The sequence below is a fragment of the Candidatus Melainabacteria bacterium genome, from assembly GCA_003963305.1.
GTDB lineage: Bacteria > Cyanobacteriota > Vampirovibrionia > Obscuribacterales > Obscuribacteraceae > PALSA-1081.
The window spans coordinates 126913-150982 of record RXJR01000031.1 but is presented as its reverse complement, the minus strand read 5'-3'; the positions used below and the strand labels follow the sequence as shown (position 1 = coordinate 150982).

At 49.3% G+C, this 24070-nt stretch carries 16 protein-coding genes; 7 read left to right on the top strand and 9 right to left on the bottom strand.

All coding sequences use genetic code 11. The features are described 5' to 3' along the window. Window positions 1-2: 2 nt before the first annotated feature. The 3 genes from EKK48_27355 to EKK48_27345 form a co-directional block, all read right to left on the bottom strand. Window positions 3-1538, bottom strand: a complete 1536-nt coding sequence (locus tag EKK48_27355; protein RTL36074.1) for an alpha/beta hydrolase — start codon at window positions 1536-1538, stop codon at window positions 3-5. Between the two features lie 301 nt (window positions 1539-1839). Then, window positions 1840-3360 (bottom strand): hypothetical protein, encoded by a 1521-nt coding sequence (locus EKK48_27350; GenBank protein ID RTL36073.1) that lies wholly within the window; start codon window positions 3358-3360, stop codon window positions 1840-1842. Window positions 3361-3376: 16 nt separating this feature from the next. Beyond that, window positions 3377-4228, bottom strand: a complete 852-nt coding sequence (locus tag EKK48_27345) for a hypothetical protein (protein RTL36072.1) — start codon at window positions 4226-4228, stop codon at window positions 3377-3379. A gap of 188 nt (window positions 4229-4416) precedes the next feature. On the opposite strand from EKK48_27345, the gene EKK48_27340 reads away from it, so the two are divergent. Together EKK48_27340 and EKK48_27335 are read left to right on the top strand one after the other, a co-directional pair. Further along, window positions 4417-5184 carry an ion transporter gene (locus EKK48_27340; protein RTL36071.1) on the top strand — a complete coding sequence of 256 codons (768 nt, stop codon included), beginning with the start codon at window positions 4417-4419 and terminating at the stop codon, window positions 5182-5184. Between the two features lie 258 nt (window positions 5185-5442). Then, window positions 5443-5898 carry a bacterioferritin gene (locus EKK48_27335; GenBank protein RTL36070.1) on the top strand — a complete coding sequence of 152 codons (456 nt, stop codon included), beginning with the start codon at window positions 5443-5445 and terminating at the stop codon, window positions 5896-5898. 480 nt (window positions 5899-6378) lie between these two features. On the opposite strand, the gene bglX is transcribed toward EKK48_27335, so the two are convergent. Continuing rightward, complete coding sequence (gene bglX / locus EKK48_27330) at window positions 6379-8691, bottom strand: beta-glucosidase BglX (protein RTL36177.1); 2313 nt, start codon at window positions 8689-8691, stop codon at window positions 6379-6381. 169 nt (window positions 8692-8860) lie between these two features. On the opposite strand from bglX, the gene EKK48_27325 reads away from it, so the two are divergent. The 3 genes from EKK48_27325 to EKK48_27315 all read left to right on the top strand — a co-directional run bounded on the left by EKK48_27325 (window position 8861) and on the right by EKK48_27315 (window position 13614). Continuing rightward, complete coding sequence (locus EKK48_27325) at window positions 8861-10021, top strand: hypothetical protein (GenBank protein RTL36069.1); 1161 nt, start codon at window positions 8861-8863, stop codon at window positions 10019-10021. A 168-nt stretch (window positions 10022-10189) separates the two neighbouring features. After that, on the top strand, window positions 10190-11122 hold the full coding sequence (locus EKK48_27320; protein RTL36068.1) for a DUF3142 domain-containing protein: 933 nt from the start codon (window positions 10190-10192) through the stop codon (window positions 11120-11122). Then, on the top strand, window positions 11119-13614 hold the full coding sequence (locus EKK48_27315; GenBank protein ID RTL36067.1) for a hypothetical protein: 2496 nt from the start codon (window positions 11119-11121) through the stop codon (window positions 13612-13614). The genes EKK48_27320 and EKK48_27315 overlap by 4 nt, the downstream gene beginning before the upstream one ends. Here the strand turns inward: EKK48_27315 and EKK48_27310 are convergent, their stop codons facing one another. Continuing rightward, window positions 13615-14856 carry a hypothetical protein gene (locus EKK48_27310; GenBank protein RTL36066.1) on the bottom strand — a complete coding sequence of 414 codons (1242 nt, stop codon included), beginning with the start codon at window positions 14854-14856 and terminating at the stop codon, window positions 13615-13617. A 169-nt stretch (window positions 14857-15025) separates the two neighbouring features. Then, window positions 15026-15697, bottom strand: a complete 672-nt coding sequence (locus EKK48_27305) for a hypothetical protein (protein RTL36065.1) — start codon at window positions 15695-15697, stop codon at window positions 15026-15028. Window positions 15698-15792: 95 nt separating this feature from the next. Between EKK48_27305 and EKK48_27300 the strand changes: the two genes are divergently transcribed. Both EKK48_27300 and EKK48_27295 read left to right on the top strand, forming a co-directional pair. Then, window positions 15793-17520, top strand: coding sequence for a phosphoglycolate phosphatase (locus EKK48_27300; GenBank protein RTL36064.1), 1728 nt, complete (start codon window positions 15793-15795; stop codon window positions 17518-17520). Window positions 17521-17550: 30 nt separating this feature from the next. After that, on the top strand, window positions 17551-20229 hold the full coding sequence (locus tag EKK48_27295) for a hypothetical protein (GenBank protein RTL36063.1): 2679 nt from the start codon (window positions 17551-17553) through the stop codon (window positions 20227-20229). Here the strand turns inward: EKK48_27295 and EKK48_27290 are convergent. Genes EKK48_27290 through EKK48_27280 form a run of 3 tightly spaced genes read right to left on the bottom strand, consistent with a single transcriptional unit; the run spans window position 20196 to window position 23877 of the window. Next, window positions 20196-21656, bottom strand: a complete 1461-nt coding sequence (locus EKK48_27290) for a hypothetical protein (GenBank protein RTL36062.1) — start codon at window positions 21654-21656, stop codon at window positions 20196-20198. The genes EKK48_27295 and EKK48_27290 overlap by 34 nt on opposite strands. Continuing rightward, a complete protein-coding gene (locus EKK48_27285) occupies window positions 21656-23509 on the bottom strand; it encodes a DUF692 family protein (GenBank protein RTL36061.1) in 1854 nt (617 codons plus the stop codon). The genes EKK48_27290 and EKK48_27285 overlap by 1 nt, the downstream gene beginning before the upstream one ends. Before the next feature lie 38 nt (window positions 23510-23547). Further along, the gene (locus EKK48_27280; GenBank protein ID RTL36060.1) at window positions 23548-23877 is read right to left on the bottom strand and encodes a hypothetical protein; all 330 of its coding nucleotides are present in this window, start codon (window positions 23875-23877) and stop codon (window positions 23548-23550) included. Between the last annotated feature and the right edge of the window lie 193 nt (window positions 23878-24070).

Here is a 24070-nt window from a genome sequence, read left to right as displayed (position 1 = left end):
GTCTATTTAGATCTTTCCAGGCTTGATAGTTTCAATTCCGCTTCTCGCTTGTTCATCAGCGAATTGATTTTGGCCATATTGACGAAGTGATTGAGACTGTCTTTCTTATCTTGTGGCGTGGTTTCCATCACGTACGTGCCACCGTGACCGGCAACTAATCGGCGGCTGATCTCGCCACCGTTTCCCAGGCGCGCGTGGATTTCCAGTTGTTTGTTTTGGAACGCCCATTTTTCCTTGAAGCTGGAACCCTTTGGTGCGCTTTCGCTGTCGCTCCATGCCGCACCACTCATAGCCAGGTCGTTCGTGGCGCCAATCACATATGCGTGTCGGGCGACGCTTGCGTAGAGTCGGTCTGCGTCAGCTACTTTTCCTGTAGCGTCAGTCGGTGCCATGGCTGAACATTTTACGTCTGGATGTGCCAGTATGACCTCGTCTATCAATGTTGCATTGGTTTCTTTTCGGTGTTGCAAGTATTTTGTGTCGAACATGGCACCATGGCTGAAGGCAATCATGTCTGTCTGATCTGCTCCGATGTGGCTGATTGCCTGGTCCAAAACCTTCTCGAATTTCGGATATGATTCTGCTGCACCGCGTCTATTTATGTCATAGGCTGCTTGCAGTCCATATGTTTCGTCCCGAACTGCAGTAGACTTCCAATCTACGTTGACTACTGAGTGTCCGTTCGTCAATTGCAAGGCTAGTGCCATGAAATCAGCATCTTCGGCTCCTGTTCGGATACCGTGCGTGTAGAATGATACGTCTTTGGGATCAGTCAATCTGGCGTTGATTGCCGATTTGTCAGACAAGTCTGATTGACGTTTTTGCGCATGGTCGACCAGCGCCTCGAATTGTTTGGCATCAATTGGTTGTCTATCTTTGTAATCGAACTTGCACTCTTTCAGCGAAGTTGCGTTGTCGGGAACGGTTATGTTTACCAGTCTTTTGAAGTGCTCTGCGCTTGTTGCTCCTGGTGCAAGGTCTCTATCTGTGATGCCGATCTGTTCTATGGTGTAAGTCGTGGTGCCATCCTGTGCATTTCTTACAGGTGGAAATCTATCTGCATCTCTGTTCAATGCGGCCTGCGTGAAAGGTGTGAAAGCTGCTTCGCTAGCCAGTTGCGATAACTGCTCCGCCACTGCGATTTCATATTTGTTTTTAGGAGGCTCGGCCGTGTCGCTAGTAGATCTGGAGCGATTGAGACGCGTAGTTTCTGGTTTAGTTTCGGAAGGATAAATTGGTGCGCTCAGATCGAGGCTGCGATTCTCATTTTTGATTTCTGGTAAGCCGGCGAAGTTCGATTTGCTACTAACTTGAAATTGTTCGCCGCTTTTGCGGCCGTTATGTTCAGTGGTTCTAGCAGTCTCTCTGTTTTCGCTGCCTCTGGCCGGTTCTCCGCTTTCGCCGTTGCTGCCGAGTGGCGCTAATTTTCGCCCATTTGTTTCTAGGCTCGCTGCTCTAATCGACAGAAAATTTAGAGTTCCCGGTGTTTGAACTGGTTGTGGTGTTTGCGGCGCCGCATCGCTTGTTTCAAGACCCATAGATATGATGCATCCTCTAGGAAGTAGAATCGGGTATTTGGCGGGGCTAACGGCATTGGGGATGTAACCGTTACTAAGACTCTAAGCATCATTTGTGAGATAAGTGTGTCTAAATCAAATAAAAATTTCGGCGCGCATAAAACGCCTCCGTCCCGAATGCGCCATGGAGCGCGCCCGTCCCGGGTGCCATGGAGCGCGCCCGTCCCGGGTGCCATGGAGCCGCCCCCGTCCCGGGTGCCATGGAGCCGCGCCCGTCCCGGGTGCCATGGCACACACACGTCCCCGGGGGTGCCGGCACTGCCTATTTCTTAGAAGTTTCCATCGGCACAGTTCTAGCCGGCGGTTTCTTAGACCGGGTTGCGGTCTTCCAGTTTCGTGTAGCAAGGAATAGCGCCGGTCCAACCGCTCCCAGAACGAGTACGAACAAGATGCCCGTAAAGGCTGTATGGGCGCAGATCAGAAAGATTAGCTGATCGATTGGCTTTTCAAAGACAATCATTCCGCGAATCTTGTCGGTCAATTCCTCGGACACTGATTTTTGATTCGGCACAATATTGATGAAGCCGTTGGGCGCTCCCGTCTGTATCGGGTTTTTAGCTCGGTCAAAACCACCAATCAGGTAGCGTCTGGGACCTGACGTGAAGCAAACGATCATGCCTGCGTGAGGGTTTATCCCTTGCGCTTTGCATGCAGCGGCGAGGTCGCCGACATTCTCTTTCGCTGCGAAACATCTGATTCCTTCACCGCGTTTGGTGAATGGATTCGTGTATGACAGATCCCCGCGCTCGTTTGGTCCGGGATATCTTCCATGTCTCTTGAAGAAGTCTTGCGTGTTACTTCTGAGCGAGTACATCTTGCTTGCAACGGCGTTTTCCGGCTCGGTTGCGTCAAAATATGTGGTGGCATACTGGTCTTGCATTGCGTAGCCATTCCAGCGCAGAAGCAGATTGTTGGCGGAGTAAGTGACAATGAAAACGGTAGCCAGAGAACCAGGAGTTCCGTCATAGACTGCAACGGGCAGCTTTGTGCGATCCGCAATATCGGTACCGGAAATTTCGCCGTTTCCGTCCTGTGACCATGACAGAGTTGCGTTACTGTCAAAAGTCTTGAAGGGCCACTTCTGCCCTTTCGCCTTGCAATGCTGCGCGTTTAATGTGCGAAAGTCGCCGTGCGGTATCTTGTATTGCTCAACCGGATACGGGTGGGTCAGCCACCAGAACACCCCGTAGACGAGCATGCCGAAGAGCCCCGTCGATGACACCACGATTGATGTGCGGGCTAGAAATTCTTCCAATCTTGAACTTGTCAGTTTCTGAACGACCGTTTGATAGAGAACAACGAACGGATTCGATTCGCGCATGATCTGTTTGTCCAGCGCGACTGCCCACAGCCCCTGCAATGTGCGTGCGTGTTTGCCAGGCTCAATCTTCGATGCTGCTTCCGAACTCTGAGCGGTCAGGAGCACCGACGTGAGCAGAATATTCTTCGCGTCACCGCCGCCTTCAAGTGATGTCCATGCCTTCAGCGCTTTCTCAAGGCGGAATATCGGTATCATCGCCTCGTCAGAAAGAAGTCCGTATTTGTCTTCAGAGAGCTTCCGAGCCTTGTCGAAATAGTTGACCGCGTCCTGGAATTGTTTCAGTCCCAAATAAGCGTCGCCGATAGCCAGGTAGCAAGCGATTTTTATCTTTGCCGCTTCCATCTGGTCCATGGTTTTCAGGCTGTCTAATAATTTAGTAGCCGTTTCGATGCACTCGGAATACTCCTTTTTCTGGAGTTTTTCCTCGAATATTTGCATCCTTTCTTGTTGAACGTCAACCATTTATCAGACTCACAATTTAGGGTGGTGGCAATGCGCGCTTGGGATCCAGCTTGCCGATCGCTTCGGCAAAGGACAAGCTACCGTTCTCGATGCGTCCTTGCGCATTCAAAACACGTTTTAAATCTCCCTCTGTGAGCGAGCCCTGGCTGACCAGCACTTCGCCCGTCAATTTGCCGCGGCGACGACCTTCCTCGACAGCAGAAATCAGCTGGAGCGGCGTAATCATAGTCGAAGCAACAAGCAATTCACCCAGACGGCTTCCTTTGAATGTCTCGATTTCTCGAGTGACAGGCTTGCGCAACGCTTCAGGGTTGGCCACTTTTCCGTCTGGCTTTTTGCAGCGACTCAATAAATCGACAGCTTCCTCGAATGACACTTCACTGAGCAGGACTTTCTCTTGCATTGAGAGCAGGTAGTCAGCAGTCTCCATCGTCACGACATTGCGCTGAACGAGGGCTGAGAGGTACGGAAGTTGGTAGGGCACGCAGGTGGCCAGGGCCTGTGAGTTGTCCCTGGCGCTAATCAGCGAGGAGGCGAGCAGTAAGTCTCGCAATTGCCTTATATTCTCGTGATAAGCATGGTCCCAGCCGACAAGAGTCAGGGCTTCTTCGATGGGGATATCTTTCTCGCTGAGCGTTTTGACCGCTTTGAGTGCGACTGATCTAGTGAGCAACTTTTCGTGCATATACATCTGGCAAAACACTGCGCCGCGAACGATTTGCGGGTTCAGCTTGCCCTGCCTGAACATATACTCGCCTGGCTCCATGTTGGCGTCGAGGCAAGCTAAATTGAGCACGGCAAGGTGCTCAGCCTCGAGAGAGAAGCATTCAGACAGTAAATCAATTGTCGTCGGAACCGTTTCGGCCATAGTAAATAACCCCAAAAAAGGGAGTTAATGACGATCATATACCCAAATTCGCCAACCGGTACAATCTGTGGCTGATTTTGCCGGAAATTTAGGGACTCCATGCTCTGCTCTTGTGTGAGCTGTGGGGTGGCAGAGGATGGATGTAGACAAGGGGGTACTGTAGAGTCGGTCCCAGATTCGAATTGCACATGAGCGGAATCCAAAACACTTTATACGCGAAGTTCTATCCACCTGCGCCACCGCGATCGATGTCGCCCCTTAATGCGTTTCTCTCCGGGTTGATTATTTCTTGCAGCATTGTAGTTGTCCTCGAGACGGAACCAACGATTGCCGGCCCGAATCGGCACATGTTTGTGTTGCTGGACACACTATTTGCAAGCGTGTTCATAATCGAATATTTTGTGCGACTCTGGGTGATTGGATGCGATCCACGTTACTCAGGCGTGATCGGACGTATTAAATACATGGTGACACCAATGGCGGTGATTGATTTGCTTTCAATCGTGCCATTTTTCTTTGTTGCTTTCAGTAATAATTTCTTCCTTGTTCGCGTGGCTCGCTTATTCAGAATGATTTCGCTTGCTAAGTTCAGCAGATATTCCCGAGCTATGACCGAATTTGCAGAGGTGATTCTTTCTCGCAAATCTGAGTTGCTGCTCAGTCTGGGAATTGTGTTTACGGTGCTGCTGTTTGCCTCGGCGGTCATGTATGAGGTGGAAGGTGTCGCTCAACCGGAGGCTTTCGGAAGCATTCCTCGCGCTCTCTGGTGGGGCGTAGAGACTTTAACAACAGTAGGTTACGGTGATGTGTACCCGCGCACACTGCTCGGTAAAATTTGCTGTGGACTGACTGCGATCGCTGGTATCGGTTTGATAGCGATGCCGACAGGTGTCGTGGCTGCAGCGTTTACTGAGACCTTCGCACGTATGCGAGACCAGAATTTTGACGACGAATAGTTTGTCACGAAAAACTTTGACGTTCTTTTGAATCATTTTTGCACTGTTTTCTTTTGCCTCTTTACGCACCATCGGTACTGTATTTGTGCACCATATTTGGTGTCGGCTCTATTCTTTGAATCGGAAGTTATAGATTTAACCAGGCTGAGATAGCTCAACGATTGGAATGATCTCCATTCCTTGAGATGCGCACAGGCACTTATCTATGGGGTACACTTGAATGAAATCACGTGCACGACTTGCAGAGGAATTGATGTAATGAATGATTCGGATAAAAAAGTAGCGATACAAATTCTCAATAAGATTATGGAACTCGAGTTGGCAGGAGTTGTTCGCTATACCCATTATTCTCTTATGATTTATGGATATAACCGCATTCCAATCGTGAGCTGGCTCAAGGATAACGCCAACGAGAGCCTGCAACACGCTTACAAAGCAGGTGAACTGGTGACGCTAATGGGCGGTCATCCTTCGCTTAAAATCGGACCTCTCCTCGAAACTGAAAAGCATGATGTGGGTGATATATTGCGTGAAAGCCTCGAGCACGAGAGTGCCGCTATCACTGCTTATTACGAACTGTTGAAAGCCAGTGAAGGCAAGTCTGTATTGCTCGAAGAATATGCACGAGAGATGATTATGGGCGAGGAGTTGCATCTCGACGAAGTTAATAAGATGCTGCGTAAACCTGGCGATATTCAGCCATTCCATGAATAGGTATTGAGTAAAACTCAGTTCTAATTCGATTGAAACGGAAGACGCTCGGCCAAAAGCTGGGCGTTTTGTTTTACGTCATTCGCAATTGACTCGACTGTCCTGGAAATTGATGTGTCATGCAAAAGCTATGCCCTTGCCGGTTTTGCAACAGTGCTGCAGTGTTCGATGCGATGCATTCCACGATGAATTGTGCGAGTGGTTCGCAATAACAGGTGAAATTGCGGTGTGCGAGTGATTCGCAATAACAAGACTGCATGGAGTCTGCAATGTATTCGCAACAACGGACAAAAGAAGTTGCGATAGGTAATCAAATTTGGAAATACAAGGCATCAGATTGAACAGCCTTAAATGGCAGAGAATATCGAAAATTCCCCTGACAAGCAGGTTTATCAGCGACATTTTGAGCCGAGAAAAGATTAAATTTGGGCGGTATTTTAGTTGCAAAGACGACTGGTTTCAGTCGGTTGTTAGTGCCGAGTGTTAGTGCAGAGTGAACTTCGCTTTCTTCAAATTGTTGCTGTCAGTGCCGCAGTAGACTTCGAATTCTCCTGGTTCGGCGACATAATTCAAATCAGAATTGTAGAATTTCAGATCATCAACAGTCAGTTTGTATTCGACTGTTCTCTCTTCACCTGGCTTTAGTTCTACCTTTTGATAGTGTTTGAGTTCTTTGACCGGACGAGTAATCGATCCAACCAGATCCCTGATGTAGAACTGGACTGTTTCAACTCCTGGGCGATCACCCGTATTTTTTACCTTTGTTGAGACAGTGATGGTTTCGGCGGGAGTAATCGAGGTGCGGCTCAGTTGCGGCTCGGTGTAATCGAAAGTTGTATAGCTGAGACCGTAGCCGAATGGATACAGTGGCTGATTAGGTATGTCGAGATACTGCGATCGATATTTTTCGTTTGGCGCGTATGGGCGCCCGGTGTTTTTTGCGTTGTAGTAGATCGGGATCTGTCCCACGTTTATAGGGAACGTGATTGATAATTTGCCTGACGGATTCGCGTCACCAAATAGCGTGTCAACAATCGCGTCACCAGATTTGGTGCCGCCATACCAGCTCTCTAAAATGGCATCCATGTTCGCGTTTTCCCATGGCAGCGTTAGTGGTCTGCCGTTCATCAGGACGAGTGCGATCGGTTTGCCTGTCGCCTTCAATGCTTTCAACAGGGCGACCTGGTTTTCCGGCAGACCGATCATGCTTCTGCTGGCGGCTTCACCGCTAAATATGAATGGTTCACCCAGCACTGCAACCACCACGTCAGCCTTCTTTGCCGTTGAGACGGCTTCGTCGATCAGTTCTTGCGGCGAGCGCTCATCTTTTTTGAGCAAGGCACCATCGTGGTTGAGTCTGGAGATCAGGACTTCATCGTCCAGTATATTGCAGCCTTTTGCGTAGAGGAATTTGTCCGCACCAAATTTGGTGTCGAGTGCTTGCCAGATGCTGGTGGCTTTGTTCCAATCACCAAAGCCGCTCCATGACCCGAGCAAGTTTCGTTGGTCTTTGACGAGAGGACCGACAAACGCTACTTTCTGAGATGCGCTCAGCGGTAGGGTTTTGCTCGAATTTTTCAGAAGGACCATGCTCTTTATGGCTGCTTCTTTTGCAAGTTTAAGCTTGTCTTCACTGAGCATTTCTTTTTTGTTTCGCTCTTCGCTGATATAGCGGTAAGGGTCATGGAACAGACCAAGTTTGTATTTGGCTTCCAGCACTCGGCGACAAGCTGCATCGACTTGTGCTTCGGAGACTTTTCCAGATTTGACGAGAGCTGTTCCGTGTTTGATGAAAAGCTCACTGACCATGTCCATGTCGATTCCGGCATTAATCGCCAGTTCTGAGACTTTCGCTTCGTCTCCTACGCCATGTTCGATCATCTCACTGACTGCGGTGTAGTCTGTGGCGATCAGTCCCTTGAAACCCCACTGTTTGCGCAAAACATCGGTGACCAGCCACTTGTTTGCAGTTGCCGGAACGCCGTTGATTTCGTTGAACGAGGTCATCACCGAATCGACCCCAGCCTCGACAGCTGCCTTGTACGGCGGTAAGTATTCGTTGTACATGCGCACAAGGCTCATGTCTACGGTGTTGTAATCGCGCCCGGCTTCAGCTGCACCATAAAGGGCGTAATGTTTTACGCATGCCAGAACGGTATCTGCATTGTCGTAATTCTTTCCTTGATATCCCCGCACAGTTGCTTTTGCCATCTGTCCGCCCAGATATGGATCTTCTCCTGAGCCTTCTGAGACACGCCCCCAACGAGGGTCTCGAGCGATATCAACCATTGGGGCAAAGACCCAGTTCAATCCGTCAGCTGCTGCTTCGCGCGCGGCGGCACTGGCTGTGCGTTCCACGAGTTCAGGTTCCCAGGAACAGGACATGCCGAGGTTAATAGGGAAAATAGTGCGATGACCATGAATTACGTCGTATCCAAATAGCAGCGGAATTTTCAGTCTGGAGTTGTTGACGGCCATCTCTTGCAACTTGCGCACGGCCGATGGTGTGATGGTGTTGAAAACACCTCCCACGAGTCCACTCTTGATTTTTGCATCCACATCTTTACTGACAACAGGACCGGTCACATCTACTCCGATCGACAGGAGATTCATCTGACCGATTTTTTCTTCCAAAGTCATCTGGCTCATGAGCTCATCGACTTTTTTCTTCATTCCTTGACTGTTTGCAGAAGGCACTTTTGTTTCATGAACCTCAATCGCGTGCGCCGCAGGCAATGTTTGTTGAGTGGCAATCAATATAGATAGCGCGGTAATCCAGTGCTTCACAACCTGCAGGCTCCTCTGAAGAATTGACGGTGATCTCGAAACTCGGGCATTGAAACAGTATCTCACCGGTTGTCTTGTTTTATGGTCAATTTTTTCTGCTTGGCTATCGCATTAACTTTGCAAGAATTTGAAGGTAACTGGCGCTAAGATAGTGACGCACCTTGAAATCCGTAGGGCTATGACAGCTGAGTTTTCACATACTGAGCCCGACCCATTGGCTGGACAAATAGCCAGGGCACATGATTCTGTCATGCCGCAATATTGGGCGCCTCCGCGAAATGGTGTCACGCCGCAGCTTCGCATCGGCAAACGCTGGTTCAATGTGCTGTGGCTAATTCCTATCTCTGTGACAATCCTGGTTATTAGTGCAGGCGCGGCGCATGAACTGCGCGCACTGCCCGTGGTGAGTGACTTTATCGCCAGATATCCCGGGCAATCGTCTACTACTGTCTATTATTCTGGGTTCCCGGTCTGGTTGCGTGTTCAGCACGTTCTCAATCTCTTCCTGATGATGTTTATAATTCGCTCTGGGATTCAGATTTTGGCAGACCATCCGCGCCTCTATTGGAACAAAGATTGTACGCCTGGCACTGAATGGTTTCGATTTCAGCGTGAGGTGCCCAGGGATGTTTTGTGGACAGCGAAGGACGACGCGGTAACGATACCAAAATGGTTGGGTATCCCTGGCATTAGACATTCTATCGGTCTGGCTCGCTGGTGGCATTTCAGTTGCGATTTCGCCTGGCTACTGAACGGGGTCATATTCTATGGTCTGTTGTTCGCGAGCCATCAGTGGCAGCGCCTTGTTCCCACATCGAAAGAGTTTCAGGAATTGTATGAGGCTAATTTCGTCAACTACAGTTTGAGCGTCGGCGGATTGGTCGAAAATACACATGATTTCTCGTATGAAGAACTGCTCTCTCTACCGAAACAGGAACAAACGACTGAACACTTTTGTATTCAAGGCTGGTCAGGCATTGCCAGATGGGGCGGAGTTCCTATGACCAGCATAATGGACATTGTCAAACCGCTGCCGCATGCCCGCTTTGCTGTTTTCTATTCTTTTGGCGAAGGTGGCGAAGGGGGCACGTATTATGACGTGCACAGCATTGCGAATATGAGGCACCAGCTTACTATTCTTGCCTATGAGATGAATGGCAAGAAGTTGCCCTTATTGCATGGTGCTCCTGTGAGATTACGCTGTGAAAACGAAATTGGATTCAAGCAGGTCAAGTGGATTCGCTCAATCGAGTTTGTGGCTGATTTTAATTCGATAGGCAGCGGGCAGGGCGGCTATAACGAGGATCATGAATTTTACGGATATAGAATGCCGATTTAACATCGCAATGGACTTTCTGTAATCTCGGAATGTCCAGCTATTTCTACGTTTTCGGTTTTGAGCAACACTTTGCCAGGTGTTGCTATTGGTCCTAATTTTCAGCTATTACCAATTAAGTAGAAATTGAAGGCGTAATCGCGCCTCAAGCTATAGAAATGGTGGGTAGCTTTGAACACATCCGGTGCTAGTGCAACAAACAGAATTTCAGCTGCGAGGAAATCAGGAGCAAGGGCTGCTGGCGCCGAGCGAAAGTTCGTTTCGCCATTTTATGCGACTCTCATTTTTTCGCTGTTCTTGCCGGGAGTTATGCTGGCAGGAAAGGTGGCAGGTCTGCATCACATTTTTGCGCCGGCTGTGTCCGCCACCACTCACGTCCCGTCCGTCAATCTGTGGGCTTGGGAACGCGACGAAGATCTGTCGTTCATCGACCCGTCAAAGGTCGGTGTATCGTACTTTGCTGGAATGATTTATGTGCGTGGAGCCAGCACTGAATTTCGCCCGCGCACTCAGAAGTTGAAATTACCGGCGGGCGTCCATTCTGTTCCGGTATTTAGAATCGAAACGTTGAGAGGTGAAGGATTACCAGGCTCGGTGTCGACCTCAGATGCACGTCCTCCAGAATTTGCTGCGGCTGATTACATCGCAAAGTCTATTGTTAAGGCAATCAAAAGTCTTCCATCGTCGGATACGGTGCAGATTGATTTTGATGCGTTGGCAGACGAACGTCCGTTCTACAGAACCATCTTGAAGAAGCTTCGGCAGGAACTGCCGCCTGAGAGAAGAATTTCAATAACGGCGCTGGGTTCCTGGTTGCTATCGGATAAATGGCTTCAGGATGGCGATGCAGACGAGGTCATAGCCATGATGTTCAGTATCGGGGCGGACCGAAAAAATATTCTGCAACGTGTGCAATCTCAAAGATTGGACTCAGGCACAAATGCACAGGTATCGCTGGGAATTTCGGCAAACGAGAGTCTTACTAACAAGGCATTGTTTGCTGCGCATCTTCAGAACCAGTTCGACAAGGTCTACATATTCAATTCTCGTCCATGGAATCGCGATCGATTCGATGCAATTGCAAAAGAGGCTTTTCAAAAATGATTACAAAGACGCGGGGTCTGTTCGCCGCATTATTGGCCGTATCTTTTATCGTCAATCCAGTGCCGCCGGCAAAAGCGTGCGCGCCTGACCTCGCTTACAGCATTCTGGTCAACGGCAACCATCCTGACCTTCCCTTGCCTCTTTTCGCCAGGGGAAATATAGGCGTCGTGCAAGCTGGCTGGGCGAAATCATATCTGGTGGTGGCATACCGTTATTTGAATCTCAAACCACTTTCTGCGGCAGAGCAGGAGAGTGTCGTCAGTCTATGGCACTCTCGCATCAAAAACGGTTCTTCATTTAGCAGCATGGGGTTGATTGACGAGCGAGATGCTTATCTTACGATGCGTTCGAAAGCGATCGGAGCTTCCAACAAGAAAAACATGGATCTCGCATGGAAGATGTCGCAGTTTTGGGAGAAATATGCGATCGGTGACGCATCAATGTCGCAAGCCAGACGAACACTGGCGAGTTTGATGCAGAAGTATAAACCCTTGAGCCCGCAGGTTCGTGCCTGGGTCAATGCTCAAGATGGCGTGTATGGCTTAAGCGCGCAGAAAAATCAAGAAGTTGTCGTGCCTGCGCCGTTGCCCGGCTCTGCCGATCCAGAGCTGCAAGATTATCGAAATTACCAGATTGGCGCTGCTAATTTTTACCTGTCGAATTATGGGAATGCTCTTGCGGCTTTCGAGAAAGTTGCAGGTCGTTTCGGTTCGCCGCTGAAAGACCTGGCATCGTATATGGTTCTACGGATCAAGGCGGCACAGGTAAGAAACGTGCAAAAGGATGAAAACAATGCAGTCGCGAATCTTTTGCAAAGTGCTGCGGGCAAAGCCGATAAGGTTTCTTCGCGAGAGAATATATTAGATCTGTTGCGTCCGATCAACTATATGAATATGGATTCCGCGGCTGCGGTCAAAATGCTTTCATCTGTCGTGCTAGCAGGTGGTGATCAACGATTCGGCGGAGATGTTGGTGATTTGACTTTCTTGCTTGACGGTAATCCGTTGCACCCAGATACCTCTGCACCAATATCTATGATCGGTGGCGACGGTTCTGTTGCAGGTTCTGCCAATTCTTCTGTGAACAGTTCCTCAACTAATTCTTCCGCGAGTTCTTCCACGAGTTCTTCTGCTGATAGTTCTTCCGCCCAGCAGTCAAAAGCAACGGAAGAGCTTGCTGCCGCAAGTGATCTGGCTGATTGGGTGCTGACTATCCAGAGCAGCATGTTCGCTGACGATAATTTTGATGATTCTCCGCAAGCGAAGGCAAGGATGAAAGCGACCGCTCAGAAGAATGCGTCCCATGCGCTGCAAATGTGGCGAAAGACGCGCAGCACTCCATGGCTTGTCGCCGCTGTTACCACCAATAGTCTTCGAAATCATGGTACTGACGATCTTTATGCTGCGGCGCAAAATGTTTCAGCCGCATCGCCCGCTTATTCCACATGCAGATTCTATCTTGCCGATGCGCTCATCGCTACTGGCAAGAAGAGTGAAGCTCGAAATATGATTTTGCCTCTGCTGAGCGACAAAAGTCTGCCACCATCTTCCCGCAATTTGTTTGCGATGCAAATGGCTGCGGCTAGTGAAACAACAGCGGATTATTTGAAATTCGCAGTACAGGAAACGCCCGAGGTTCTTCAATCTCTAACCGATCTCGTTTCGCCAAAATTCTTGAAGATTGAAAACAGCAAAACGTATGTTACAGAAACCCCCGCTTTCGACGCGGAAGTTGCCGATGATATCAGTCGAAATGCACCACTTTCTACGTGGATGTCTTTCTCGCAGAATGCTTCCGTACCGGCGGCGTTCAGAGCAATTGTTTTGCGAGCAACATGGACACGCGCCCAGTTGTTGAACCGGGATGATATGGCGATGAAGATATCAGATGCAGTGGCAGCGTCTAATCCCGTTCTGAAGAACGCGATTGCAAAATACAAAACTGCACCTGAGGGTCCAGCCAAACAATTTGCTGGCGCTTGTGCGGTGCTGAAATTCTACGGCATGACGCCTTACATTCAGGGCGGTTTGCAACGGCATGGTGAGCGTCTTGATGAATTCGACTGGTACAACGGTAACTACTGGGTGCCGTTTCCGGTGGTCAAAAGACAGAAGACTGAGGAAGAAATGTGGTCTGACTACGAGACCGTATGCTTCAACGGTTGTGCGTCAATGAGTGAACGAATTAAGTCATATGGCGAGAATGGTTTGGCGAGCCGACTCACTGCTGCTGAAAAGAAACAGGCAACAAGCGAGCGAACTCAAATCTTCAAAAACAATCCGTCTCGATACTACGGTCAAATTGTTCTTGATTGGGCGAAATCGCACCCTTCTGACCCGGATGTGCCGGAGATGTTGTATCGCATCGTCAAATTGCCGAAGTGGACGACAGCATCGGATGTCGGCAGCGAATATTCCCGAAAGGCTTACATGGCTCTGCACGCGAGTTATCCCGGCAACAAGTGGACCAGGAAGGCTGTTTGCTATTACTAGCTAAGCCATGCTCGATTTTGCGAACTGCTGATAGATATTGCCGGCATTCGCTGCACGATCCCCGAGGGCGGCACTGCGTTCGTACTTCGACTGGAACGCCACTGCAGCTTCTTGCGGTGTGGTGGCAGATTTGATGGCAGCCATAGCTCTGCTTTCTTTGCCGTTCAATTCATGCATGATGAAATCTGCTTGTACGTGCCAGTCAGTCACCGGTTTACCCTGCTCGCGGGCAAAGTTTTCCAGGTCGGTTCTTCGACCGCCTTCCCACTGACAGAGCCCGATTGCGCCTTCACCTGCGTTATAAGCACTGGTTTTGAAACTGGATTCCGTCTGAATGTTGCCCAGAATGCCTGAGGCTTGCGCGGGAGTGAATCCGTGCTCAACGAAGTAATCATAAAGTTGCTTTGCCTGGACTGTTTCGCCTGGTCCAATTGGTTTGCCTGTTTCGCCAGTCGAGATCGAGCCGTCACCAGCGCCGCCGTTGCCTCGGAACATACCGCTGCTGTCGAATCCGCCGTTTCCGGCAAAACCGCCGGCTCCGCCGTCTCCGCTGCCGCCACCGCCGCCGGGACCACCCGACGAACCACTCACGCCTCTCGGTACGAAGCCGTTTTCAGGCGGCGGTGCAGGTGGCTGGTTGGCTGCTGGTGGGAACGGAACAAAGTCAGGTAAGTTTGGCTTGGCGTTGACCAGGTCTGTCATCCATGACGGCACTGGCTCACCAGGGTGTGCTTTTTGGAACAGGCGAATCATGTCTTGAGCTGCCTGCTTCTGCATTTCCGTTTCGTGCGTGATCGCATCGCGCAGGCTCTTGTTGGCTGCCTGGTTGGTATTCTGTATCTCAATATTGATGCTGCCATCGGGGCTCGGTGTCGCCTTTGGATTCGGCACCATCTGACCCTCGGGCGTAAAGAAGTAGTCTGGTTCCCGGTGAGCCTCGGCGTTTTCGCCTGGTGAACTGAACCTGATTGTCGAGCCGCGTGATATAGCGCTCTCGATCGGCGCTGGAATCTCAGGTCTTGGTCCTGATGCCACTGTCAGCCGTGGCACCGGCACTTCGCGCTGCCCGTCTCCGGACGGTGGAACGACTAAAGCCGATGTGTCTCCCAGCGGAATTGCAGCATATGGATGATTCTGTCCAGAGAAAACCTGCTGGTCGCCGACTGGTGTATGAGCGGTGCTCAGGTCGCCTATCGGTGCAAGTGGGATGTGTTCTTCGGCTGGTCCGGATGATTTCGACATACTTGTGGTCTGGGCCCCATGGGTGTACGACTATGACGTGGGCACCCCAAATATAGGGCAAATATTAACTTCTTGTCAAGTTCGAAACCTCGTAATTACCGGGGGATAGACCGGTTCAAGGCCACTCCTGTGGAAAGATTAAATTGATGGTCCGGAGGTGCGGCCGGGCTCACGCCTGCTTTTGCCTGCTCATGAACTCATCGCGCAGCTCGGTCAGTATTCGCACAAACACGGAAGATGGAAAGTTTGTGTTTGGAGGGTCTGGTCGTCCCGTCAGGTGAACTAGTTCCCTGGGGTAACTGTCGAGTAAAGCTTTCAGCACCTCCTGGTTTTGTTCAATCTTTGCTTTGATGGCTCGCTTAATCAGTGCGTGGTGCTCGGTGCTTCCCAATTTGATCGTGGTGCCACCGTATTCGGTTTCGGTCGGTTTGGCTGCCTTACCGGCTCTTTTCGCTTCTGCGCCAAACAGTTTGTTCATCTTCCGTCGTTCATCCTGATTTGAATATTTAAGACCAACATAAAAGCCCTCGACCGACTGATATCTAACATCGTCAAGTATGAAAGGAGTGTGCGCGAAGTTAGACAGTAGTTGTGCGTTTTCGTCAGCCGAAGTGCTGATTACGTTGAGCGGGCGCAGGTTCTTGGGACGCGTTTCACTGATGGTTCCATCAGGGGCGCTGTAAATGCGTGTCCCATCCGGCAGCATCTGCACAACTCCCTCATCGGGTTTGCGAATTTCTTTCTTTCCATCGGGCGAAATGATCACGATGGTCATGTTGGCTTTTGTAATCACGCGAGTGCCATCTTCCAGCACTACATCTGATACTACCTCTGTCCGCATTGCATCTCTCTTTATTGCTTACAGCCATTGTAGCTAATCAATGATTTGCTCTAGAATAGCTGCAGTCACAAAGAGTCGGGAGTTCTCGTTCTGGTATGCGTTACCTCGCTTTGGCTTGCGATTACGACGGCACATTAACATCCAACAATCAGCCGGACCCTGAGGCTTTTGGCAGGCTCCGGCAGGTGCGTGCATCCGGCCGAAAGGTGATTTTAGTGACCGGTCGCACACTCGAGCAGTTGACTGAATCCTGCCAAGAGTTGGATGCCTTTGACAGCATCGTCCTGGAAAATGGCGCCGTTCTGTACGACCCAAATACCGGTAACAGCCGCTTGTTGTGTGATCCCGCTCCGGCTGGATTCGTTACCAGGTTGAAGAAAAGAGGTGTCGCCCACGTCGGTGCAGGAAAGGCAATCGTTTCGACCTGGTCTCCGCATGAAAGTGCGGTTTTGGGCGTGATTCGGAAGATGGGACTTGATCTACAGCTCAGCTTCAACCGCAATGCCGTGCTCGTGCTCCCGCCTGGCGTAAACAAAGCCTCAGGTCTGCAAGCCGCCCTGGAGGGTCTTGGAATTTCTCCTCACAACGTTGTGGGAGTTGGGAACGGCGAGAACGATCATATATTTCTATCCTATTGTAAGTGCTCTGTCGCGGTTGCGAATGCCACGTCGCTTGTCAAACAAGACGCCGACTGGGTCTTGAAACGTCCCGAAGCTGAAGGATTTTGTGATCTTATCGATGAGCTGGTCAATAATGACTTGCAAAAGCTGCGATTAGAAATGCATCGCGACCGTTTGCAAATTGGGTCGTCTGAGCAGGGGCCTGTTTCAATTGACGCTTATAACAGCCGGGTTCTCATTGCCGGTCCATCGCGCAGCGGCAAGTCGCGTCTGACGTGTGGACTTCTTGAGCGTCTCGGTGCAGATCGATATCAATACTGTGTTGTGGATCCCGAAGCAGATTTTGATGGATTCCCCGGGGCTGTCACGCTGGGGAGCAATACCCATGCGCCGGATGTCGATCATGTTGTGTTGGCTCTGAAAAATCCTGATAACAGAGTGACTGTGAACCTGGTTGGGTTAGCTTTTGCTGAACGCCCGGCATATTTCGTGCGCCTGCTCAATGCCGTGCAAGATCTGCGCCTTTCGACCGGGCGTCCCCACTGGTTTGTCGTTGAGGAAGCACATCACATGCTTTATCCTGACTGGAAACATGCCAGCCAGGCCATGCCGAGAGACTTTCCTGGTCTGCTTCTTGTTACCGTGCATCCTACGGAATTATCTACTGATGTTTTGAAGAATATTGACACGGTAATTGCCACCGGTCGAGATGCGCATGATGTCATTAACGATTTCACCAGAGCGCAGAAACTGAAGGTGCCACCAATTGACAGGGTTGATCTCGATGTCGATGAAGTGCTTCTCTGGTTGCGATCTTCGCCTCGCCAGGCGCGCAAGTTACGCCTGCTGCCGACTTTGCACGAGCATCGCCGCCATGTACGCAAATATGCACAGGGAGACGTCGGATACCATCGCAGCTTCTTTTTCACCGGTCCAGATTTTCGTCTTAATTTGCAGGCAAGCAACTTGCGAATTTTCGTTCGCATCGCCGATGGTGTCGATGACGATACCTGGTTGCACCACTTGCACCTTGGACATTATGCAAAATGGTTTCAAGAGGTGATTAAAGATCAAGAACTTGCCGATCTTGCCGACTCTCTTGCTCATAGTGACGTGAGCGCAGCAGAGAGTCGCAACGCAATTAATAACTTTATTCATTCAAGATATACTTTACCTGAGAGACCCAGCTTATTTGGTGCTTGAGGTTTAGCCTTTTGCGTCAAAACCCTGTAAATGAGACGAGCCAGCGGCGCCAGAGCAAGAAGTAAAAGAAAAGCTGACTTCAATTGTTTTGAAGTCAATAGTGCTGCATACAAGTTTTATAAAGCTGGAGATTATAAGAATGCGGCAAAGATATTGCTTTCCAATAAAAGCCATATCGCGAAGCTTGGAAAAATGGATGAAGGAGCGGCATACGCTTATTGGCTGCTCGGGATCTCTCTTTTCATGTGTGAGAAGTTTGCTGCTTGTGAGCCTTACTTACTTCAAGCAGGTCGCATTTACGATGACTTGAAAAAGTCAGAGGTATTGAACTGTATGTGGTGGCGTGCCATGTCGTTGCAGGCTCGAAATCAGTTCAAAAGAGCGGCGCGTGTCTTGAATAAGGCAATTGAGTGGACTGAAGCAAATGCTTTTACGGACTCTGAATGGCCACAGCGAATGCACGCGCAAGTTGGTTATTGTTATTGGAAGACGAAAGACTTTGATGCAGCTTTTGACGCCTTTGAAAAATCGGTTCGACAGAGTAAGAATGTTCCACTTGCTGCGGTTTCTGGATTAGTCGAAAAGCTGATGCATCTCCTTAGCGTCGAGGCGAAAGATCCTTCACATAAGAAAATGCTTCGCAGGTTACTTCGACGTGCCAATAAAAATGTTAGCCACTTGCTGAACCAAACCGTTTTTCCGGAAACAAGGAAAGAAGTGGTTAGTGAAAAGCATTTCGGAGCAATGATCAGTGATCCTTATCGCTGGTTGGAGGAGGTGCACGCAGATGAAGTTAAGCAGTGGATTGCAGTTCAGAATCGGTATTCGAACTCCTATCTCGAGGCGATTCCCGGACGTGGAGAAGTCCTAAAGCGTGTTCATAAGATGTTCTCGGCGAAGACTTTGAAAGTGATCTACAAAGTTGGACCGTATTACTTCAGCTCAGACAAACCAGCGACAAAGTTGTTCCGCAGTGAAAGACCAGGGCAATTTTCACAACTTGTTTTGAGCTCTGAGGATTGGTCTAAAAATTGCAGGCTCGGTAACAGTTTTGTCAGCCGAGACGGCAAGTACATCGCGTACTTCGTTATGACCAACGGGTCTGATTGGCAGACAATCTATGTGAAAAATATGGATACCGGCAAACGGGTCAGGGGCGTGATCAAGAATGTTCATGCAAGAATGCTGACCTGGGACAAAAACAGCACCGGCTTTTACTACGCTGCTTTTGATCGAGGTGATGATCGGTGTCAAATTCGCTATCACAAATTGCATACCAGTCAGGCTGAAGACAAGGTCATCTATAAATTCGACGAGCCGGACGTGTACGCATCGATCAGTATAATCGGAAATCATAAATATCTGATGGTCACTACTTATGGTACCAAAAAGACTCGGCATTCTATATTCTTGATCAAAATTCAAAATGTCAGATCCAGGCGTTTAAATGTTTTGAAAGAGCAGTCTAAGGGATTCTATTTTATCGGGCAGAAAGATGATCGGGTGTTCTTTATCACTGATAAAAATGCTCCCTTGTTTCGTATCGTTTCCCTTTCTATTCGAGAAGTAGAAGAAAGTGCAAAATCGAATCGCCTTCCACGCTTTCGTCAAGCGCTCGAGGAACAGCCGCATTTACTCAAGCGAGCGTTTAAGTGGGGCGAATATTTGGTCTGCGTCTACGCTACGGACGAATGCGAAATTATTCAGAGATGGAATACGGTTAAAAACACGAAACTGGCAGCCATCAAGCTTCCCGTTGGCACTTCTGTGAATGAAATTTATTATATGGATTATCCAAACATTCGAATGCTTGTTGAAGGGTACACAATACCGACGACAACTTATGAATTGAATTTTGAGACGGGTAAATTTACTACTAAGTCTGCGTATCAGTCGATGCTGGACACATCGCAGTTCGTCACCGAAAAATTGTATGCGCGCAGCCGCGACGGAAGCAGAATTCCGTTCTTTGTGCGCTATAAAAAAGGGTTGAAATTGAATGGCGCCAATCCAACAATCATGACCGGTTATGGTGGTTTCGATCGCGATGTCGACCCGTCCTGCGACAATTATGATCTTGTTTGGATGGACCTTGGCGGCGTTTGCGTCGAAGCTATTCTTCGGGGCGACGCAGGTCTGGGCGCCGATTGGCGTAAGGCCGGAACGCGTGAAAGCAAGCAGCATACATTTGATGATTTCATCGCTGTTGCGCAGGCATTGATTCGTCGGAAATATACCCGGCCCGATCGTTTGGGAATTTCAGGATTCAGCAATGGTGGCTTACTGACTGGAGCGGCTCTGACTCAACGACCTGACCTGTTTGGTGCGGTAGAGATTGGATGTGGACTTTTGGACATGCTGCGCTTTCACAAGTTTGGCACCGAGAGACATTTTGAGCTCGAATACGGCACTGCCTCTACAAAGAAGTTTTTTGAAATATTGCGAGCCTACTCGCCTTTGCATAATTTGAGAAAGCGAAAATATCCTGCTGTTCTGATCAACACCGGCAGCCACGACGATCGAGTCAGTCCGGCTCATAGTTATAAATTCGCAGCCACGTTGCAAGAGCTTCAGCAGAGCGATGCCCCCGTGCTCTTGAATGTTGAAATGAATGCCGGTCACGGTTTTCATGCTCAGTCGTACCTGGGCATCAACAGACTATCGTTTTTCGGTTATCAATTGGGTCTCATCCCAAAAGCTTTACTGTGAGCTTTCTTTCGTGACTTCTGCTCGTAGCTGGTGCCGCAATATGCTTCATTCATGTTGCCCGCCAGAGCCCAGTCAGGGCGCACAAACTTGTTGTCTGAGCAGTACAGTGCCATTCCTGCCATTGAATCTTGCGGCTTGCTTGAAGTGTTGTTGTATGTTGCCTGCAGTTCGTAGCTCTTGCCTGCTTCAAGTGGAATTCCAGGTACGGAGCTGATTGTATCAATCTCAGTTAGTTGCAAGTTCTTTTCGTCTGTCTTTGCTTTTACAGTGACAATCTCTTTGGTCTGACCTTTGTCGTGCTGAATCAAGACACACTTTTCACAGAAAGGATGAACGTGTGTAAGTACAAGATGAATGTCGGTATCGGCTGCAGCAAATTTCGCCGTTGACATTGACCCGATTGTGTTGATAGGGCTGGCGTAGGTGTGCACTCCCGGCGGTACCACCCAGTGCCCAATCTGGCTGCGACCGAGTTTGTCTGTGAAGATCATGTTTCGCATGCTAGATGGTGCCGGTACGCCCTCTGAGATAGCACTACAGTCCGGGCATGACTTTCGCTCGGCTTTGATGCGCTCGGCTGAGTTTCTGTCAATTACAACGTTGATTACAGGGTAGTACCAGAAGAGTGCTTTGATCGGATAGACAAGCTCGCTGTCTTTAACGAATGTGAGCAGGCAACGTCCTTTGACCTTGCGAGGTACATCGCTGGTGCGGTTTATCGTCTGAAATACGAAATTCCAGCTTTCATCACTGGCGACGGGCAGCGCAAATCCGTTTGGAAATGCGAATTGGGTTTGTCCTTGAGTTAGGACAATGTGTCGCATATTGCCTGGATGCTCGCTTGCCGGAAATACTTGATTGCGAAAGTCCAGATCGACATCGATAGTCGCATGGCAGAAAAAAGCAGCATCTGGCAGTGGTTTGTCATTTTCGTCCAGCATGTCTATTTTTACTGACTTGAGCCAGAGTAATTCTCGTTTTTGATTGGCTGCATTGCCGGCCCCGTCGGCACTAATGGCCCCGTCGTTACTCATGGAGCGCAGCCGTCCCGGCTGCATCGAGGCCCCATCGGCACTACCAGTCATGCCCGGCCCAGCCTGTGCGGCTCCGGGTATTTTGACGTAAGATTCCGGAATGCTGACATTTTTCTCTGCCAGGATGTCCGCAATTTTCAAAGGAACCCGAACATAAGGACCTTCCATTGAGCGGTATTTCTGCTTCAGATCGAATGGTCCGACCTCGATTTCGGCAGTTACGGCAGGACCTTCGCTTGTGGTTGTGGCGGACTGTTCGTTGCTCGTTTGTTTCTTTTGCTCGTGGTGCTGATTTTCAGGTGTATCGATTGCCCTCGCAGTGGTGGTGGCGGGTCCCATCAAAAGTATGATGCCTGCTATCGACAAAAGTAAGTTGGAGCGCTGAGAAAACATCAAGCTTTGACCGTGGGGCGTTCTGTCGCTGGATCCCTAACGTCTGTGTTGGCTTGCGCACAGGCTTCATCACTAACTTCCGCAAGTTTATCGCCAGTAAATACGCCGTTCAGGTGCATGTCCTGGATGAACTCTGCAAAATACTGCACAGCGGCATACGGATTCTCCGGCGGAAACATAGTGCATGCGAATTGAGCTAATTCGGCGTATGAAGAATCAGTTGCTGTCATCCGTTCGATCAATGCAGCGGCATGTTGGTCAATTTCGAAGTCCTGAACCAGGTGATTGTGCGCATTTTGATATGTGAGCAGGTATGTTTTGGACTTCTTGACGTTACGAGGAATTCGCTTTGAATGCCGAAGTCTTTCATCAATTTGATGTACAGGAAATTCATACTCCCGCAGGGTCAGAGTGGCATTAAGTATAGGTTTGTATTTTATGTAATTTTCCGGCGTGTCTAGAGAGCAACGCGGTGCAGTTTCTATCACACCTTTGTGGTGAATAGCTTGTGTTTCGATGCGCTCGTATTTTGCTAATTCGAGCAGAAACGGAAACGCTTTTCGATACCGAGTGAAAAGCCGGTCGGCGACGAACTGCGGAAATGCATCGCCCAGCAACAGCATGTCATGGCTGCGAGGAGGGTACTGTTGAATGTACTCAGCAACGATATTTTTCCAGGTCGGTTTGAGAATCGCTGCGCACGATGGGTACGCTTTCGTCATTGAGTTCAGATAAGAACTGTGGATGACGTTAACATAGATGGGCAGTCTGCTGGTGTCAATTTCATTGGCTATTTCACTTGAAATAGTGTCTATCATTCCCTGGGCCAAGCGATCGGATTTGTCAGGATCCATCCAGAGTTGTTGCATTACCTTTTCGACGCGGGCAAGACTGTCTGGCGGCGCTGGTTTATCATTCACCAGAGAGTGAATTGTGATTGAGTATTTTTTGAGCTGCGATTGCTGGTTTCCCTTTGCTGCTAACTCGCTTGGAGCAGGTTGGATACCGCTTCCGGCTATAGCTCTAATTTCGTCCAGTTCCGAGAGGATTTCATTGAAGTCGTCCGGGAAGTTCTGATCACGCTCGAGCAGAATTGCCTTTACGTCTGTTCTTTCCATAACGTATTTCAGCAGTTTATAAACGGGACCGATAATGGGGGCGCCGTGTGTGTCGACATAAGCGTCGAATTCAGGTGCATGGATATGCCCGGCTATGTGTAACTGCACTGTTCGATCGAGGGGAATCTGCTCTAAAAATTCGATCGGATCAAAACCGTGATTCAGTGAGTTGACGTGAACATTATTGATATCCAGCAGCAAGCCGCAGTCTGAAAGCTCCAGAACTTCAGACAGGAACTGCGCTTCCGTCATGGTGCTGCCTGGTATGCGCATGTAATAAGTAATGTTTTCGAACAGAAAAGGGCGCTCCATATACTCTTGTATAATGCGCCCGCGTTCCGCTACATATCTTGCTGTTTCTTTATTGAATGGAAGCGGCAGGAGCTCGTTCATGTATGTGCCACCATGACTGGTGAAACAGAGATGATCACTCCACCAGGGCGGATTGAGTTTGTCTATGAGCGATTTTAGTGTCTTTTGGTAATCTGAATTAATGTCATCGGTGCTGCCAATCGACAAATTGACACCGTGAGGAATGATTTTATAAACGCCGGAGGCGCGTTCGAGTAATTCTCTACTGGCGCCTCCGGCATTCATATATTGTTCTGAGATGATCTCGAGCCAGTCAATGCGGTCGGTTGATTCGAGTGTCTTCTGAGCAACTTCCGAGCGAAGACCAAGTCCTACGCCTATCGTAGGAAACGTTTTCTTCAATGCAGAAAAGTTGGCAGTCATAGCTCGAAGTTGTGACCGTTTTGCGCTGGCTCTTTCTCTTACTTGGTTTCCGTTTTGGTCTCAGTCTTTGATTCTGCAGCAGGCATTTTGCCACTGCCCTTCATCGACTTACCGCCGTAGTGGCAGCCGCAAGGGTAGTTGCAGCCGCGACCTGATACGTCACGGTTTTTAGTGACAGATTTCTTCTTCTCTTCGATCTTCTTTTCATCGGTAGCAGAAGATTTCTTTTCTGTCTTTGTTTCAGTTTTTGTTTCTGTCTTAGCCTCTGATTTTTCTGCCAGAGCTGGAAGACCGGATACCACTACACCTGAAGTGATGCTGAGCGCTGTCAGCAAAGCTGTCAAGTCTGGTTTGGAATTTCGTTCCATTTAACACCCCCAAAGTGTGGACAGTTGACGATTGATATACCACGTCGTGAAACAGCTGTTCATGAAATCTCCAAATGTCAATATGAATGGCTGAAGTCACCTTTTTATTCCTTAAAACAGGTAATTAGCTTTTGCGCAAGCGTGAAACGCCTTTTCGATACTGTATATAGTGGCATTTTCTTTTCTTTTCACG